Origin of the sequence: Bacillus sp. FSL W8-1127, assembly GCF_038006725.1 — a bacterium.
GTDB classification, from domain to species: Bacteria; Bacillota; Bacilli; order Bacillales; family DSM-4216; genus Bacillus_O; species Bacillus_O smithii.
In genome coordinates this window covers 2,747,013-2,764,133 of sequence record NZ_JBBOVU010000001.1, presented here as the reverse complement: position 1 = coordinate 2,764,133, position 17,121 = coordinate 2,747,013, and the positions used below count along the sequence as shown (strand labels likewise).

Annotated in this window: 13 protein-coding genes; 11 read left to right on the top strand and 2 right to left on the bottom strand. The window is 41.1% G+C overall.

Annotated elements, in window-relative coordinates:
* The first annotated feature begins 73 nt into the window (after positions 1–73).
* Positions 74–349 (top strand): DUF1871 family protein, encoded by a 276-nt coding sequence (locus tag NST12_RS12995; RefSeq protein ID WP_341101438.1) that lies wholly within the window; start codon positions 74–76, stop codon positions 347–349.
* Here the strand turns inward: NST12_RS12995 and NST12_RS12990 are convergent.
* Positions 309–1,166 carry an alpha/beta fold hydrolase gene (locus tag NST12_RS12990; protein WP_341101436.1) on the bottom strand — a complete coding sequence of 286 codons (858 nt, stop codon included), beginning with the start codon at positions 1,164–1,166 and terminating at the stop codon, positions 309–311. The two genes, NST12_RS12995 and NST12_RS12990, sit on opposite strands and share 41 nt — an antisense overlap.
* Before the next feature lie 129 nt (positions 1,167–1,295).
* Between NST12_RS12990 and NST12_RS12985 the strand changes: the two genes are divergently transcribed.
* The 6 genes from NST12_RS12985 to NST12_RS12960 all read left to right on the top strand — a co-directional run bounded on the left by NST12_RS12985 (position 1,296) and on the right by NST12_RS12960 (position 8,632).
* The gene (locus tag NST12_RS12985; RefSeq protein ID WP_327797027.1) at positions 1,296–1,796 is read left to right on the top strand and encodes an Lrp/AsnC family transcriptional regulator; all 501 of its coding nucleotides are present in this window, start codon (positions 1,296–1,298) and stop codon (positions 1,794–1,796) included.
* On the top strand, positions 1,793–2,959 hold the full coding sequence (locus NST12_RS12980) for an aminotransferase (protein WP_341101435.1): 1,167 nt from the start codon (positions 1,793–1,795) through the stop codon (positions 2,957–2,959). Before NST12_RS12985 ends, NST12_RS12980 begins: the two co-directional genes overlap by 4 nt.
* A gap of 493 nt (positions 2,960–3,452) precedes the next feature.
* Positions 3,453–4,796 carry an ISLre2 family transposase gene (locus tag NST12_RS12975; protein ID WP_341101434.1) on the top strand — a complete coding sequence of 448 codons (1,344 nt, stop codon included), beginning with the start codon at positions 3,453–3,455 and terminating at the stop codon, positions 4,794–4,796.
* A 186-nt stretch (positions 4,797–4,982) separates the two neighbouring features.
* Positions 4,983–5,366, top strand: a complete 384-nt coding sequence (gene yugI, locus NST12_RS12970; protein ID WP_341101433.1) for a S1 domain-containing post-transcriptional regulator GSP13 — start codon at positions 4,983–4,985, stop codon at positions 5,364–5,366.
* A gap of 172 nt (positions 5,367–5,538) precedes the next feature.
* Positions 5,539–7,083 carry an L-glutamate gamma-semialdehyde dehydrogenase gene (gene pruA, locus NST12_RS12965; protein ID WP_341101432.1) on the top strand — a complete coding sequence of 515 codons (1,545 nt, stop codon included), beginning with the start codon at positions 5,539–5,541 and terminating at the stop codon, positions 7,081–7,083.
* A gap of 304 nt (positions 7,084–7,387) precedes the next feature.
* A complete protein-coding gene (locus tag NST12_RS12960) occupies positions 7,388–8,632 on the top strand; it encodes a Glu/Leu/Phe/Val family dehydrogenase (RefSeq protein WP_048623896.1) in 1,245 nt (414 codons plus the stop codon).
* Positions 8,633–8,901: 269 nt separating this feature from the next.
* Here NST12_RS12960 and NST12_RS12955 read toward each other — a convergent pair whose 3' ends face one another.
* Complete coding sequence (locus tag NST12_RS12955; protein ID WP_003354296.1) at positions 8,902–9,135, bottom strand: DUF378 domain-containing protein; 234 nt, start codon at positions 9,133–9,135, stop codon at positions 8,902–8,904.
* Positions 9,136–9,320: 185 nt separating this feature from the next.
* Between NST12_RS12955 and NST12_RS12950 the strand changes: the two genes are divergently transcribed.
* The 4 genes from NST12_RS12950 (at position 9,321) to NST12_RS12935 (ending at position 17,121) form a co-directional block, all read left to right on the top strand.
* Positions 9,321–10,484 carry an iron-containing alcohol dehydrogenase gene (locus NST12_RS12950; protein WP_003354295.1) on the top strand — a complete coding sequence of 388 codons (1,164 nt, stop codon included), beginning with the start codon at positions 9,321–9,323 and terminating at the stop codon, positions 10,482–10,484.
* Between the two features lie 212 nt (positions 10,485–10,696).
* Positions 10,697–12,046 carry a glucose-6-phosphate isomerase gene (locus NST12_RS12945; protein ID WP_003354294.1) on the top strand — a complete coding sequence of 450 codons (1,350 nt, stop codon included), beginning with the start codon at positions 10,697–10,699 and terminating at the stop codon, positions 12,044–12,046.
* Between the two features lie 1,477 nt (positions 12,047–13,523).
* The gene (locus NST12_RS12940) at positions 13,524–15,623 is read left to right on the top strand and encodes a glycosyltransferase family 39 protein (RefSeq protein WP_371836620.1); all 2,100 of its coding nucleotides are present in this window, start codon (positions 13,524–13,526) and stop codon (positions 15,621–15,623) included.
* A 307-nt stretch (positions 15,624–15,930) separates the two neighbouring features.
* Complete coding sequence (locus NST12_RS12935; protein WP_341030092.1) at positions 15,931–17,121, top strand: MFS transporter; 1,191 nt, start codon at positions 15,931–15,933, stop codon at positions 17,119–17,121.

Here is a 17,121-nt window from a genome sequence, read left to right as displayed (position 1 = left end):
CCTCCTAGTTTTTGATTTCTCTACTCCATGGTAAAATAAGAAGCAAAAATGGTAAAACAAAAGGTGATGCAACTTGAATCCAATCGCTAAAACGAATCTGCAGCTGGCAGATATTTTAATGGGCTGGGATCCATTCCGCATTGGAGCAGGTCAATATGATACGGAAATGGCGGATATTATCCAAGCGGTTCATGAAACGGATAACCTTGAAACTCTTGAGCGAAAAATTCGTGCCATCTTTGAACTTTCATTTGAAGAACTTCTTCCGCGTGAAGAAATTGAACCCATAGCAAGCGCATTGTTAGCCGTCAAAGAAAATTCTTCGTGCGATCTCCCTTTTCAACGCTGACAAATTCGTTCAAGTGCCGGCAGATCTCTTCCGGATTTTCTTCCGGTAAAAGATGTCCGGCTTTTTCGATCATAACGAGACGACTGTTCGGCAAATCTTGAGCTAACCGTTTGCCGATATGGAAAGGAACGATCTTGTCAAATTCCCCGTGAATTAAAAGAGAAGGGGTTTGTATGTTTTGAATTTCTACGGAAGAAAGATCGCCTTCCCTATGGCGCAGAAATCGGATCAGTCCGTGGAAAATATCCTCAGAAAGAAATGGTTCCATATAGCCTGCCACCATTTCTTGATCAATTTTTTCATGTTCATAGACAGCTGACCGCAAATTTCCCTCCACCCCCGTTTTTTCCAGCAAGCGTTTTACCAATCGATGGGCAAATGGCAGATAACTGGCCAAAATCAGAGATTGTTTGAACCTCGGAATATAAGCAGAGCCATTGATGAGTATCATTTTTTCCGCCGCATCCGGCTTTTGTTTCAGCATATTCAAAATCAACTGTCCTCCCATGGAATGACCCACGAGCACGACGGATTCGAATTGGAAAGAACGAAGCAGCCGGAGAATGGAGGCGGCAATATTTTCGTACGAGTAAAGAAATGCCTTTGATTTTTTGCTTTTTCCAAACGGCGGCCAGTCAATCAAAAGAAGTGCATAATCTGTTTTTAATAAAGGAATCAGTTTGCGAAAACTAAAAGAGGAAGAAAGAAAGCCGTGCAAAAAGACAAGCGTGTATTTGGCTGCACTATTTGGAATATAGCGGTAATATAAGCAAGAATCGTCTATTTTCATTGAAACTCTTTCTTTTTGATTGAACAATGTTGGTTCCCCCCTAGTTGATGGAAATCCGTGAGAAACTTTTCTTGATTAAATGGAACTCTCTTCATTATTTTCTCCTAAATTTGTTATAATAAAGTAGTCTTAATATTTCAAAAATGGGGGAGAATCATGGAGCTCAACGAGAAAGAACTGGAGATATTGGCGATCCTGGAAAAGGATGCCAGAACGACTCTCGAGAACATAGCAAAAATGACACAATTATCTGTCGAGGAAGTTCAAGACGTGATTCAAAAATTAGAAAAAGAAAATATTATCGTCCATTATACAACTTTAGTAAATTGGTCGAAAGTAGATAGCTATCATGGAGTCACCGCCATGATAGATGTGAAAGTCACGCCAAAACGGGGAGTAGGTTTCGATGCCGTGGCTGAGCGCATTTATCGGTTTAAAGAAGTGAAATCCGTTTATTTAATGAGCGGCGCTTACGATTTGTCCGTGACGGTGGAAGGCCGTTCGATGAATGAAATTTCCCGCTTTGTTTCGGAAAAACTGTCCACGTTGGATTCGGTCGTTTCGACTACTACACATTTCCAACTGAAAAAATATAAGCATGACGGAATTATTTATGACCAAAACAATGATGATAGAAGAATTGTGGTGTCACCATGAATACAACGAAAAGCTATATAGCCAAATCAGTGGATAAAATTCCTCCGTCTGGGATTCGAAAGTTTTTTGATCTGGCGGCCAATATGGAAGGCGTCGTTTCACTAGGAGTGGGAGAGCCGGATTTTGTTACCTCTTGGTCCGTTAGGGAAGCGGCCATCTCCTCGCTGGAAAGAGGATATACTTCCTATACGGCCAATGCAGGTTTAATCGAACTAAGAAGGGCGATTGCCGATTATATGCGAGAACGGTTTCAAGCAGAATATGATCCGGAACAAGAAATTATCGTGACATCGGGGGGAAGCGAAGCGCTGGATATTGCCCTTCGAACGATTATTGACCCTGGAGACGAAATCGCGGTAGTAGAGCCATGCTTCGTTTCTTATGGACCCCTCGTTCAGCTGGCCGGCGGCAATGTCGTTTCCATAGGCACATTGGCGCAAAATGATTTTAAACTTCAGCCGGAAGAATTGGAACGGGCCATTACACCTAAAACGAAAGCGTTGTTGATCTGTTCTCCGAATAACCCGACCGGAACACAGCTGGCACGGGAAGACTTGATCGCCATTTGCGATATCGTAAAAAAATATGACTTATTGGTGATTGCGGATGAAATCTATGCTGAGCTGGCTTACGATATTCCGCATATCTCTTTTGCAAGCTTGGAAGGGATGAAGGAGCGGACGATATTAATAAACGGATTTTCGAAGGGATTTGCCATGACGGGCTGGAGACTTGGATTTACATGCGCTCCAAAAGAAATTTCCAAAGCGATGTTGAAAGTGCATCAATATACCATGATGTGTGCTTCCACTCCTGCGCAATATGCTGCGATTGAGGCTTTGCAAAACGGAATGGAGTATGTGGAAGAAATGAAAAACGATTATAGAAGAAGACGAAACTTCTTTGTCGAATCTTTAAATGAACTAGGATTGGATTGCCATATGCCGGGCGGTGCTTTTTATGCTTTTCCGTCTATTAAGGGAACGGGGCTTTCATCGGAGCAATTCGCTGAACAGCTTTTGCTTTCGGAAAAAGTGGCCGTTGTTCCCGGACATGTATTCGGCAAAGGCGGAGAAGGATATATTCGTTGTTCTTATGCTTCATCGATCGAACAGCTTCAAGAAGCGATTAAAAGAATGAAACGTTTTCTGGCTTCCCTTTAGATATGATCCAAAGGCTGAATTCCTTTACCGGGAAATCAGCCTTTCATTTTTGGCAAAAAAAAGAGGACGATCCACTCGTCCTGATAATAAGGGTAGGGGGAATACTATTAGAAAGCTTTGCTGCATTTTAAGGATGTCCAATGATGTGAAAATTTATTCTTATTTTTCCTAAAAATTTTGGATGATGGATAAATAAGACGTCTCTTGATGATGATTAGGCAAGTAATGTTTTGACCGCCATAAACATGGAATGCTTATAGACGATCGAAATTTATTCAGTTGAATATGGATGAAGTTTACAGTATGAGTAAAATTATTGTGGGCAAAATTTAACCCCCTCATTTGTTGAGGGAACGTTAGAACGCTCAACAAATGAGGGGGCCACCAAGCGAAAGCGCGGTAGTTAATAAGCAAATAACATGAAAAAGAGGGTTACTCCTTGGTAGAATCTTAGTCAACCAAAACTAAATCACAAACAAAGGAGTAACCCCTCATGCAAAAGAATAACACAGTATATCCAAATTTAAAACAGATTGAGCAATTAGTTTGGAGGCAATTACAGGAAACCTTCTCAAAGGTCATGAAAACACTATTAGAGGACATGGACAAGCAGATTGCTGAAGAACGAAATAAAAAGCGTTATCGTCTACTCGATAAGCGTATCACCACTATTATCCGTCTTTTTGGAGAAATAAAGGTGAAACGGAACTACTACCGAGACAGGGAGAAAGGTGAATATGTCTATCTGCTTGATCGCTCTTTGGAATTCGAAGGGACCGGCTCCTTTAGTCCGCTGATAGAAGAAGCGGCTCTAGAGCTTGCCATTACAGGGCCATCCTATCGAAAGGCAGAACACACGCTTGAAACACTTTTAGGATACCGAGTGATTAGTCACGAAGCTATACGTCAACACCTGTTACAGATTGAAAGTATCCCAAAAGAGCGACAGCCTGTAAACTATCCTGTCCTATTCGTGGAAGTGGACGGCCTATATGTGAAACGTCAAGGAAAAGGAAAACGGGGCAAGGAAGAAAAAATTGCAGCGGTTCATCAGGGCTGGGAAATCAACGGAAAACGAGTAAGTTTGAAAGACAAACGCCATTTTATTCACCGTGGGAACCAGCCATTTTGGGAGGCGTTTGAGGATTTTCTCATTGAAAACTTCGAGTATGACCCAACTGTCCATAAGCTAGTAATAAACGGGGATGGTGCCGGATGGATTACAGCCTGTCGAGACCATTTTAAAGGCAGGGCATTCTTTTCAATTGACCGTTTCCACGTGGCAAGGGATATTCGCAGCTTATTCCGTAAGCATCCTCGCTATCGCCAAATGCAAAAGGCACTAGCGTCCTATGACAGTCAGAAACTACTTACGGAATTAAACAGTGCTGTTGGAACACTAGAGACAGAGGATCAGGAAGAACGTCTTGACCAATTGATTCGTCAACTAGAAAAATATCCTGAAGCCCTCGGGGATTACCGGAAGTGGCTCCAAGAACAAGGTATTGACACCAAAGGAATGCGTCCAATGGGAAGTGCCGAGGGAACGATGAGTGTCTTCGCAAAAAGGCTCAAAAATGGACGTAGCTGGGTAGAAAAAGGCGTAAGTGCCATGATTACTGGATTGGTGGCTTTCCTAGACAATCTGGCATTGAAAACATTATTTGGGAAAGTCGAAAGATGGACAGAAACCAAGGAGGAAAAGAATCCACCAAAACATTACGTAGAAAAGGTGACAAGTACAATTGGTGAAGTCACAAGAGACAATCTCCTATACCTAAAAGGTAAGGCAAATATTCCAGTGTACAAGACTTTAAAGGAGTTGGCCGGATTTTAAAAAAGACAAATTTTTTATCAAGAGAGTACCCTAAAATGGTGAATCCGCTTTCATTGTTAGGGAGAAAAAAACTGCCCACAAATACTTGACTCAATCAAGTTTACAATCGTTTTTGCGGTGGAAGTATGATTATGCTATAATTGATCAATGCGTAAATAGGAGAAAAAATTTTATAGGAGTGTTTGCATGTCTGCAAAATATGAAGTTGGTGCCATAGTAACCGGAAAAGTCACCGGGATTCAACCATATGGGGCGTTTGTCGCCTTAGATGAGGAAACGCAAGGACTCATCCATATTTCGGAAATTACACATGGATATGTCAGAAACATTGAAGACTATTTAAAAGTTGGGGACGAGGTTCAAGCTAAAATTGTTGCGATTGATGAAGAAGATGGAAAAATCAGCCTTTCAATGCGTGAAATGGAATCCTCCAAAACGGATCGGAAAATGCCTCGACGATACGGAAATATTAAATTGGACGATTCTTCCACCGGATTTAATACTTTAAAAGAGAAACTGAAAGAATGGATTGCTCAATCCGAAAAAAGCAATACGTATCAAAAAAAATAAAATCGAACGGCAAAGCCGTTCGGTTTTATTTTTGCATGAAAAAAAGCCTTTTTCGATATCATGTAATAAGCTGATTTCCAAACAAAAAGATGATTTTTATCTGAACTTCATGGATGATTGCCTGTTTTATCGTGTTCCGCTGATTCCAATTTCATGTTCAGGAGGGAAAAAGATGATAGCTTATCAACATGAACCGTTGACAGATTTTATGAATGAGAATAATCGGGAAGCGTTTCAAGAAGCTTTAAAGAGGACAAATCAACATTTGGGGCAAGAGTATCCGCTTGTGATCGATGGCAAATTCATCACAACGAAAGAGAAAATCATTTCCCGGAATCCTGCGAACAAAACAGAAGTGATCGGCTTCGTTTCCAAAGCCAATCAAGAATTGGCGGAAAAAGCGATTCAAGCAGCTGCAGAAGCGTTTGAATCTTGGCGTAAAACGAAACCTGAAATGCGTGCGGACATTTTGTTTAAAGCAGCGGCCATCATCCGCAGCCGAAAGCATGAATTCTCGGCTCTCATGGTGAAAGAAGCCGGGAAATCGTGGATAGAAGCGGATGCTGATACGGCGGAAGCCATTGACTTTATGGAGTATTATGGACGACAAATGCTGAAAATAAAAGATGGCGCTCCTGTCCTAAGCAGAGAAGGAGAACGCAATCGATATCATTATATACCGCTCGGAGTGGGAGTGGTGATCTCTCCGTGGAACTTTCCGTTGGCCATAACCGCGGGAACGACGGTTGCTGCACTTGTAACAGGAAATACAGTATTGTTGAAACCGGCCTCCACAACGCCTGTGGTGGCGGCAAAATTGGTGGAAGTGTTGAAAGAAGCCGGTTTGCCTGACGGTGTTCTTCAATTTGTTCCGGGAAGCGGTTCGGAAATAGGCGATTTTTTAGTCGATCATCCGAAAACGAGGTTTATTTCATTTACCGGTTCTCGTGATGTTGGACTTCGAATTTATGAAAGAGCGGCAAAGAAACAAACCGACCAAATTTGGCTAAAACGAGTCATAGCAGAAATGGGTGGAAAGGATACGATCGTGGTGGATAAGGAAGCCGATTTGGAGTTGGCTGCTCAATCCATCGTCGCTTCCGCTTTTGGTTTTTCCGGGCAAAAATGTTCTGCCTGTTCACGGGCTGTTGTATTGGAAGAGGTATATGACGAAGTTCTCCATCGGGCAGCCAATTTGGCGAAAACATGGAAAATCGGCGACCCCGCTTGTTTTGAAACCAAAATGGGGCCGGTTATTGATCCCTCTTCTTTTCAAAAAATTATGAGATATATCGAAATCGGCAAAACAGAAGGAAACATCATTATTGGGGGCACGGGAGACGATTCAACAGGATATTATATAGAGCCGACCATTATAGCGGACGTGGAACCGGATGCTCGGATTATGCAGGAGGAAATTTTTGGTCCGGTTGTTGCGTTTGCGAAGGCGAAAAATTTTGAACATGCGCTGGAAATTGCGAATAATACGGAATATGGATTAACCGGGGCCGTTATTTCCAATGATCGACGAAACTTGGAAAAAGCGCGCGAAGATTTTCATGTAGGGAACTTATATTTCAACAGAGGTTGTACAGGCGCGATCGTAGGATACCAGCCTTTTGGGGGATTTAATTTGTCAGGTACTGATTCAAAAGCGGGAGGACCGGATTATTTGCTTCTTCATATGCAAGCCAAAACAGTGTCGGAAGCGTTTTGAGTGAAAAAATGGTTTTGTCGCCATCAGCGGAAGAATTCGTTAATCATACTTTTTTATAGAGAATTTTGAATTTCACAATGATTACAATAATAAATGAGAGATAAAAGACGTCGAACGAAATCTCTGAAAGTAATGGAAAGATTGGAAAGGATGAGAAATTTTTTTTGAAAAAACATGATAAAACCGTTATTCGTCTTGATGTTTCTGATCCGTAATGAAAAGAACTTTTCAAAGGGCGGTTGAACGAATCATCAAAATGTTATTATAATAGTAAAGATGAAAAAGGTGTAAAGAGGCGAAATTTATGACGGAAAATTTAAATCTATTTACTTCTACTCAAAGTGTAATCAAAGAGGCTCTTGTCCGATTGGGATATAATGAAGAAATGTATGAACTGTTGAAAGAACCAATGCGTATGCTGACGGTTCGGATACCGGTCCGCATGGATGATGGAACCACAAAAGTATTTACCGGCTACCGAGCACAGCATAACGATGCAACCGGCCCGACAAAAGGAGGAGTTCGCTTTCATCCGGATGTCACTGAAGATGAAGTGAAAGCGCTATCCATGTGGATGACGATCAAATCAGGCATCGTGAATCTTCCATATGGCGGCGGAAAAGGCGGGATTGTCTGCGATCCGAGACAGATGTCGATGGGAGAAATCGAACGATTAAGCCGCGGCTATGTCCGAGCGATCAGCCAATTGGTAGGACCGACAAAAGATATTCCGGCGCCTGATGTGTACACAAATTCTCAAATTATGGCCTGGATGATGGATGAATACAGCCGACTGCGCGAATTTGATTCCCCTGGTTTTATTACAGGCAAACCTCTTGTATTAGGGGGATCGCAAGGACGGGAAAAAGCCACCGCTCAAGGTGTGACCATTTGCATTAAAGAAGCGGCGAAGAAGCGAGGCATTGATATAAAAGGAGCGAAAGTCATTATCCAAGGTTTTGGCAATGCGGGAAGCTTCTTGGCCAAATTCTTGTATGATGAAGGAGCTAAAATTGTCGGAATTTCAGACGCTTACGGGGCTCTGTATGATCCGGATGGCCTTGATATCGATTACTTGCTGGATCGCCGTGACAGTTTTGGCACCGTCACAACATTATTTGAAAATACAATCACGAATAAAGAGCTTCTGGAATTGGAATGTGACATTTTAGTGCCGGCAGCAGTAGAAAATCAAATTACCTCAGAAAATGCACATAATATTAAGGCATCCATTGTGGTAGAAGCGGCTAACGGACCTACGACGATGGAGGCGACAAAAATTTTAACGAATCGCGGCGTCCTTCTTGTTCCGGACGTGCTGGCCAGCGCCGGCGGCGTAACGGTTTCTTATTTTGAATGGACGCAAAATAACCAAGGATATTATTGGACAGAAGAAGAAGTAAATGAGCGATTAAAAGAGAAATTAGTGAAAGCTTTTAACACGGTATACGATACCGCCCAATCCAGAAATATTGATATGCGCTTGGCTGCTTATATGATTGGAGTCCGCCGTACAGCGGAAGCGGCTAAATTTAGAGGCTGGGTATAAGTAAATAGATGAGTCAGATTTTTTAAACCGATGTAAAAGGAAGAAATATAAAAAGAAGAAGGACGAGCGCCTTCTTCTTTTTTGTGCGGAGAAAGGAATTCAGTTTGAGAAAGGAGCAGCGAAATAACTTTGGCAGGAGACGTTAGCGGCTGTTCGCTTCAAATGATGATAATGTCGTATGATTCAGCCGCCTTTTTGTTTTTATGTCTGTCCAAGCGATGCCTTTCGCTTTTGTCGAAAATTTCTTTCGTCTTCAAGACCAAAAATGTTTAATCAGCCGTGTTGGGTTCAGGATCGTGTTCAAGTGATTCGTTCGGCTTAAACAACAGACCGAGATTGATTAATCCGGCGATGCCTATAATGCCGTAAATGATTCGTGAAAGAGCCGAATCTTGTCCACCGAAAATGGCGGCTACTAGATCATACTGAAAAAAGCCAATTAATCCCCAATTGATGGCTCCTAATATAGTAAAGATAAGCGCCACTCTTTGAAGAGCACTCATAAGACAAACCTCCTTTTTTACGATTCTTTATTATAGTTTGCAGCAGAAGAAGACGTCCTATTCTTTTTGCCATCCGGTAAATTTTTCATTTCAAAACTTCCACTACTTTAAAAAGGTGGATGTTTTGAAAAATATATAGAAAATGTTACATAATAACATAGTTAGGATAGAAAGGAGAGTGCGGTATGGATAATTTTACTTTTTATAATCCGACGAAGTGGATTTTCGGGAAGGGACAACTGGAGGAGCTGAAAACGGAAGTTCCGAAATACGGAAAAAATGTGCTTCTTGTTTACGGGGGAGGAAGCATTAAAAGAAACGGACTTTATGACCGCGTGCTTTCTTTGTTGAAAGAAATCGATGTCCAAGTGCATGAGCTTTCCGGGGTGGAGCCGAATCCGCGGATTTCAACCGTTAGAAAAGGAGCAGATATATGCAAAAGAGAAGGAATTGATTTTATATTAGCGGTTGGCGGCGGAAGCGTTATTGACTGCACGAAAGCCATTGCGGCAGCAGCAAAGTTTGATGGAGATCCATGGGATATTGTCATGAAAAAAGTGGAAGTCGAGTCGGCATTGCCTTTTGGAACGGTGTTGACTCATGCAGCGACTGGATCAGAAATGAACGCAGGATCCGTCATCACCAATTGGGAAACGAAAGAAAAAGTGAGCTGGAAAAGCCCGCTCGTATTTCCGAAATTCTCTATTTGCGACCCGACCCATACGTTTACCGTACCGAAAGATCAAACCGTTTATGGGATTGTCGATATGATGACTCATATTTTTGAACAATATTTTCACGATGCCAAAGACACTCCTCTCCAAGACCGGATGTGTGAAGGGGCTTTAAAAACCATAATAGAAACAGCTCCTAAGCTTATCGAAGATTTGGAAAATTACCAGCTGCGCGAAACGATTATGTTTGCCGGAACGATCGCTTTAAACGGCATGCTGCAAATGGGCTACCGCGGCGATTGGGCTACTCATAATATTGAACATGCAGTTTCCGCCGTATATGATATTCCACATGCCGGTGGGCTGGCGATTCTTTTCCCAAACTGGATGAAACATAACTTGCATGTTCGTCCGGAACGTTTTCAACAATTAGCGGTCCGTGTCTTCGACGTGGATCCAACAGGAAAAACGCCGGAAGAAGCAGGATTAGAAGGAATCCAAAAACTGCGGGAATTTTGGAGTTCGCTTGGCGCTCCATCTCGTTTGGCTGATTACGACATTGACGATTCACGCTTGGAAGAGATTGCAGATAAGGCCATGTTCCGTGGGGAATTTGGCAATTTCCATGCTCTCAATCGCGACGATGTGCTTTCGATTTTAAAAGCTTCTTTATAAAGGGCATTTAAAATCTTTTTTGGCAGGGGCTGTATAGAACAGCCCCTGCTGATTTCATTATAAAAAATGGATATTGAACCATATAATAACTGATTATAGGAGTTTGAAATAATGTCAAATTTGTAATCGTTTCCTTCTTAAGGCTACAGCTTGATTATTTTTTTTTCATTCGATAAAGTTAAGTTGAAAATATTTCCTACGGAGGCTGCAATATGACACATATTCAATTCGATTACTCAAAAGCCTTAACTTTTTTTGGAGAACATGAAATTCGCTATTTGCAAGACGCTGTAAAAGTATTTCACCATGCTCTTCATGAGAAAACGGGACAAGGCAGTGATTTTACTGGATGGATCGACCTGCCTGTTGACTATGACAAAGAAGAGTTTGCTCGCATCCAAAAAGCGGCGGCAAAGATACAACAAGATTCCGATGTGCTGCTTGTGATTGGAATCGGCGGTTCTTATTTAGGCGCAAGAGCTGCCATTGAAATGCTCAATCACAGTTTTTATAACGCTCTTCCAAGCGAAAAAAGAAAAACGCCGCAAATTATTTTTACCGGCAACAATATTAGCTCCACTTATATGAAGGATGTCATGGATTTTCTCGAAGGCAAGGATTTTTCCATTAATGTGATTTCTAAATCGGGAACGACGACTGAGCCTGCCATTGCCTTCCGAATTTTCCGTAAGTTGTTGGAGGAAAAATACGGAAAAGAAGAAGCGCGCAAAAGAATTTATGCTACTACCGATAAAGCAAAAGGCGCGTTGAAAACAGTGGCCGATGAAGAAGGGTACGAGACCTTTGTGATTCCGGACGATGTCGGCGGCCGCTATTCTGTATTGACGGCAGTAGGACTTTTGCCGATTGCGGTAAGCGGAGCAGATATTGAAGCGATGATGAAAGGTGCTGCTCAAGCTCGTGAAGATTTCGGCCATTCCGAGTTGGAAAACAATTTGGCTTACCAATATGCAGCAGTGAGAAATATTTTATACAATAAAGGAAAAACGACCGAATTGCTCATCAATTATGAACCGGGACTGCAATACTTTGCGGAATGGTGGAAACAATTATTCGGAGAAAGCGAAGGAAAAGACCAAAAAGGCATTTATCCTTCTTCTGCAAACTTTTCCACTGATCTTCATTCATTAGGGCAATATATTCAAGAAGGACGCCGTGATCTTTTTGAAACGGTCATTAAAGTCGAAAATCCGCGCCATGAAGTGACCATCGAAGCGGAAGAAAACGATCTTGACGGCTTGAACTATCTTGCCGGCAAAACGGTTGATTTTGTGAACAATAAAGCGTTTGAAGGCACGATGCTCGCTCACACAGACGGCGGTGTTCCGAATTTAATCGTTCGCATTCCAAAAATGGATGAGTATACGTTCGGATATTTAGTGTACTTCTTTGAAAAAGCCTGTGCCATGAGCGGCTACCTGCTCGGAGTCAATCCGTTTGACCAACCGGGAGTGGAAGCTTATAAAGTCAACATGTTTGCCCTTCTCGGCAAACCAGGCTATGAAGAGAAGAAAGCGGAACTTGAAAAACGATTGAAATAACGACGTTTTTCGAAGAATCGAGAAAAGAGCAGATTTTCGGAGTACAAAAATAGTTTGACATGTACTCCGAAAATCTTTTTTTCGATTCTTTTTTTATTTTTCGTGTTTTACGTATCCGCCGTGATGGGGGTGCTTTCGTGCCCCAAATCGTGCCGGATTTGTTTGTTGTTCAAGTTGGTGAATAAGTTGAAACAAGAATGATCGCAAATGGGCCATTAAAAAAGCGCATTGAACAATTCGTAAAAGAAGGTAAGGAATCTGCTTTGTGAGCTACACATCTTTAGTTTATTTTTTTGAGGTGAAAATTGTTTTTAGTTTATAAGCAATTATTGAAGCATACACAATAATTAATATCCATAAATAAGTGGATGGCATATCATCCTTTATAAACCAATAAATAAAGAAAATTAAAAATACAGAATACATAACTAGATCCAATATATTTTGCTTTTTAGTCTTCATATTATTTTTTTCTCTCCCCTTTATTTTTTAAAAAATTTTAATATTTTAATATTAAGAAGATGGAATATTTTAGGGTATATTAAAATTCATTCGGTAGATTATTACTTTTATTCAACCAGAAAAAGTATTAATCAGCAATACCGGAGAATGAACAATCAATTTCTAAGCTTAAATGAGATATAAAATAAGGGTCTTTTATATAGAGAAGTGTCAACTGTAAATCGGACTGAGTGAGGAACGAACGCGGGAGAGTTTAAGGAATTGACACGAACGCATGGAGAAGTCGAAAATAGGGCTTTTTTATTTTCTTTGAAATGGAGAGAGAGTAAGTGTTGTTTATAAAAGTTTCATGTCTGCCATTGGCGATATTGTCGGTTTTTTCTTCGGTGGCTGGACCGGACCTTTAACAACCTGGTTTTCCTTCTGCTGACTATACAGCGGGATTAATCGCAGGAGTGGTAGAAAAGAATCTTAGCAGCAAAATTGGATTTAAAAGTATTGACGCTTGTAGGGGCAGGAATTTTAGTTGGCCTTTCGATTGGAAAAGTATATGTCTTTCTGACGCAATCATTTTCTTTTATATCTAAAACGAAGTGCTTTCTATCATAAAAAACGGCGGTCACATTTCAGTGTCAGTTTGCTAATGTAGCTCCTTCTTAGGATAAACCTAAGTCAAGGAGCTTTTTTATTGCCGCTTTCTATCGGGATATATCTTATCAAACTTTTGTCAAGAAATTCGAAAATGAAAATTCCGTTTATTGCTTTCTTGATTTTTCCTCCAATTTCTTGCCTTCACAAACAACAAAAGCTTTTTTTATTTTCTCCTCCTTCGTTTCATCAAACATTCGTTAAGAAAAAATTAAGGAAAATTTTATATGATCAACACGGTTTCAAATAAGGGTCGAACTGGGGCATAAGCGGGCTTTATAAAGATTCTCCGAAAATGTATTCATTGTAAGAATTTTATTATTTGAGAGCGGGATTCTCTACTTTAAAAAAGGAGCGAATAATAATTATGAGAATGAAATTAAAAGGAAGAATCGATTTTTTATTGTTAGGAATTCTCCTTCTCTCGATTTTTCTTAATTTTTATCGGTTAAAGGATGCCGGATCCAATACATATTATACGGTGGCTGTTAAAAGTATGTTGACAAGCTTCCATACGTTTTTCTATGCATCCTTCGATCCTGCGGGATTTATTACCGTGGATAAGCCTCCCGTTGCGTTGTGGATCCAAGCGCTTAGTGCGTATCTCTTTGGATTAAGCGACTTTAGTGTTCTGTTGCCGGAAGCACTTGCAGGGGTAATATCCGTATGGCTCATGTATGTCATTATCAAACCTCAATTTGGACGAAAAGCAGCTTTACTGTCCAGCTTAGTATTGGCATGCACACCCATCTTTGTAGCCGTTGTACGTACAAATAATGTAGACAGTATTCTCATTATGACGCTCTTAGTGGCCACATGGTCTTTAATGAAAGCAGTGGAAAAACAAAAAATTCGCTGGTTATTATTGAGTTTTTTTCTCGTCGGAATTGGTTTTAACATTAAAATGCTGCAAGCTTATATGGTATTACCGGCGTTTTATCTTTTTTATTTTATCGCGGCGAAATCAAAATGGACGAAACGAATGGTACAGTTGATTGCGGCAACCGTTGTGCTCCTTGTCGTATCCCTTTCATGGGCGACGATTGTGGACATGGTGCCGAAAGATAAGCGCCCTTACATCGGAAGCAGCCAGACAAACTCTGTACTTGAACTGGCTTTAGGCTATAATGGGATCTCACGTTTAACAGGAATGGACCATGGAAATGGCAGAGCTTTCAAAGGAATGCCGAACATGGAGCAAAATCAAAAGCAGTTTGAAAACGGAAACGGGAGTTCTCCACAAGGAATGCCCTATGGGAATAGAACACCGGGAAATGGAGAATTTCCTCCCTCCTTTGGCCAAGATGGCGGTAAACACTTGATGGGGAATGGAGGAATGGGAAGGGGAATGTTTGGAACCGGAAATCCCGGTGTAACCCGACTCTTCTCGAAAGAATTAGCCGGTCAAATTAGTTGGCTGTTGCCATTCGTCCTCTTTTCGGTTATTGGATTAATTGTATCGTATCGGAAAACGAGAGAATTTACGATGCAGCATAAATTTGCGATCTTTTGGCTGGCATGGCTTATACCGATGATGATCTTTTTCAGCATCGCGGGATTTTTCCATCAGTATTATTTAAGTATGATGGGTCCTGCCATTGCGGGGTTAGTCGGAATGGGCTGGATAATTTTATGGGATTTCTACAAGAAGAAGCAAGGATGGCCAAGTTGGCTTTTGCCTGCGGCTATTCTAGCTACCGCTTTCTTTGAAACATTGATCTTATTCCAAAATAGAGAAGCTGTATCGGAAACATGGATGGCTTTTACTGCGATAGTTGGAGTTATTTTATTCGTGTTCTTGACGATCATGCAAAATCGAGAAAAAGCTGCTTACTTCCTGTCTGTTGCGGGAATGCTTGCCGTGCTGATCCTTCCGTTTTATTGGGGACTTACGACCGTTTTACATGGGGGAAACAGCACAATTCCAGTTGCAGGACCTACGAGTCAATCATTTGGCCCGATGATGGATGAAAAAAGGAACTCTGCACAACCGGGTGAAGCACCAGCCGGGATGTTCCATACCGGACAAAGTGTCGGAAGGCCGAGTGGCCAAACAGATTTTAGACAAAGAGGCGGAATGATGGAAGAAGAAGTGAATACAAAACTCCTGAATTATTTAGAAAAACACTATCATGGGGAAAAATTTATGTTAGCTGTTGATAGTGCGACAACCGCCGCTCCATTCATGTTGAAAACCAATTATGCTGTGATGGCGATGGGAGGATTTTTAGGAAGTGATCCTGTTTTGACGCCTCAGAAGCTTGAAAAGATGGCAAAAGCGGGTGAAGTGAAATATTTCCTGATTTCTTCAGGCATGGGAATGGGACGCGATCAGAAAATCAACGAGTGGATTGAAAAGAATTGCAAAGAAGTTCCAAGCAGTGAGTGGGAATCGGCAAAGAACTCTGACAACAATCAACATTTTCGCCGAGATCAAAATATGAAACTTTACGTGTATAAAGGATAAAAGAGGGGGGAGTGAGTCTCTCCCCTAACTTTATCATAAGGAAAAAAATGGATAACAGCTTGTCATGCAAAACAATTACAACATTCCAGACTGCCGAGTTTCAAAATACTTTATATTGGGTATGAAATGAATAACGAATAGCAAACCCTTGCAATGAAATGTTTTATTTTGTCTTTGCATAGCATGATAGAAGGAAACTCATCTACTAAAAATCTATACTTTTTTAGATAAAGTAAATTGGAGACTACCTGTTTAGTGGATTCTTAAAAACAAGTAGTTTATTATTCTGAACGGGTAGGTGATATTCATGTATTGGAAACGTACTTTATGGGTTTTATGGCCGGCTAATTTTTTACAAGCCGCCGGAATGAGTCTTATCATACCGTTTTTACCGTTATATATTGAAAAGCTGGGAGTTCATCATATTCAAAATGTGGAACATTGGACAGGATGGATTTTCTCAGCTCAATTTATCACTTCTTTTTTATTTCAACCATTATGGGGTTCTTTGGCCGATAAATATGGACGGAAAGTGATGCTGCTACGTTCTTCCGTCGGGATGGGGATTGTGACCATTTTAATGGGGATTGTGACAAGTCCTTGGCAATTGCTTGGTCTGCGACTAATCAATGGTTTATTTTCCGGTTTTATTTCGATGTCCATTTCATTGCAGGCTTCTGTGACGCCGGACAAAGACTCGGGAAAGGCGCTTGGAACGTTGCAAACGGGTCAAATTGTCGGTACGCTGATCGGCCCGCTGATTGGCGGAATATTGTCTGAGCTGGTTGGATTTGAAGGAGTATTTTTTCTCACAGGAAGCCTTATTTTATTAGCCGGGCTGGTGGTCATGATCTTTATAAAAGAGACAGCAACGGTTAAGAAAGAAAAGGCATCAAAACAAAAAAAGAATTGGAAATCGTTAAAACCGCTTCTCCCTGTCTTTATTGCGGCCACAATTACACAATTGGCCATGATGAGCATTCAGCCCATCATCACACTATACACAAAAACACTATATCACGGAAGACATTTGGCCTTTATAGTCGGACTTGTCAGTGCAGTTACTGGCATCGCCAATCTGATTGGCTCTCCTATTTTAGGGAGAATAGGAGATAAAATTGGGCAGCGAAAAATTTTAATCATATCCCTCACGATGTCTGCCTTGGCTTTCTTGCCGCAAGTGTTAGCTAAAAATATCACTCTTTTGCTTATTGGACGCTTTTTTCTAGGACTGTTTACCGGAGGAATGATCCCTTCGTTAAACGTTTTGGTCAAGAAATTAGCCCCCGCCAATCTCCAAGGAATGGCGTTTGGAATCAATTCTTCCGCACGGTTTCTTGGAAATTTGCTGGGGCCTTTGTTAGGAAGTTCGATTGCTGCGGCTTATAACATAAAGCTTATATTTTATGTCACTATGGCGTTTCTGTTGGTAAACATGGTATTGATATTGCGAAACAAAAGTCTGGAAGTTCCTGTTACCAAAATGAAAAACAGCTAG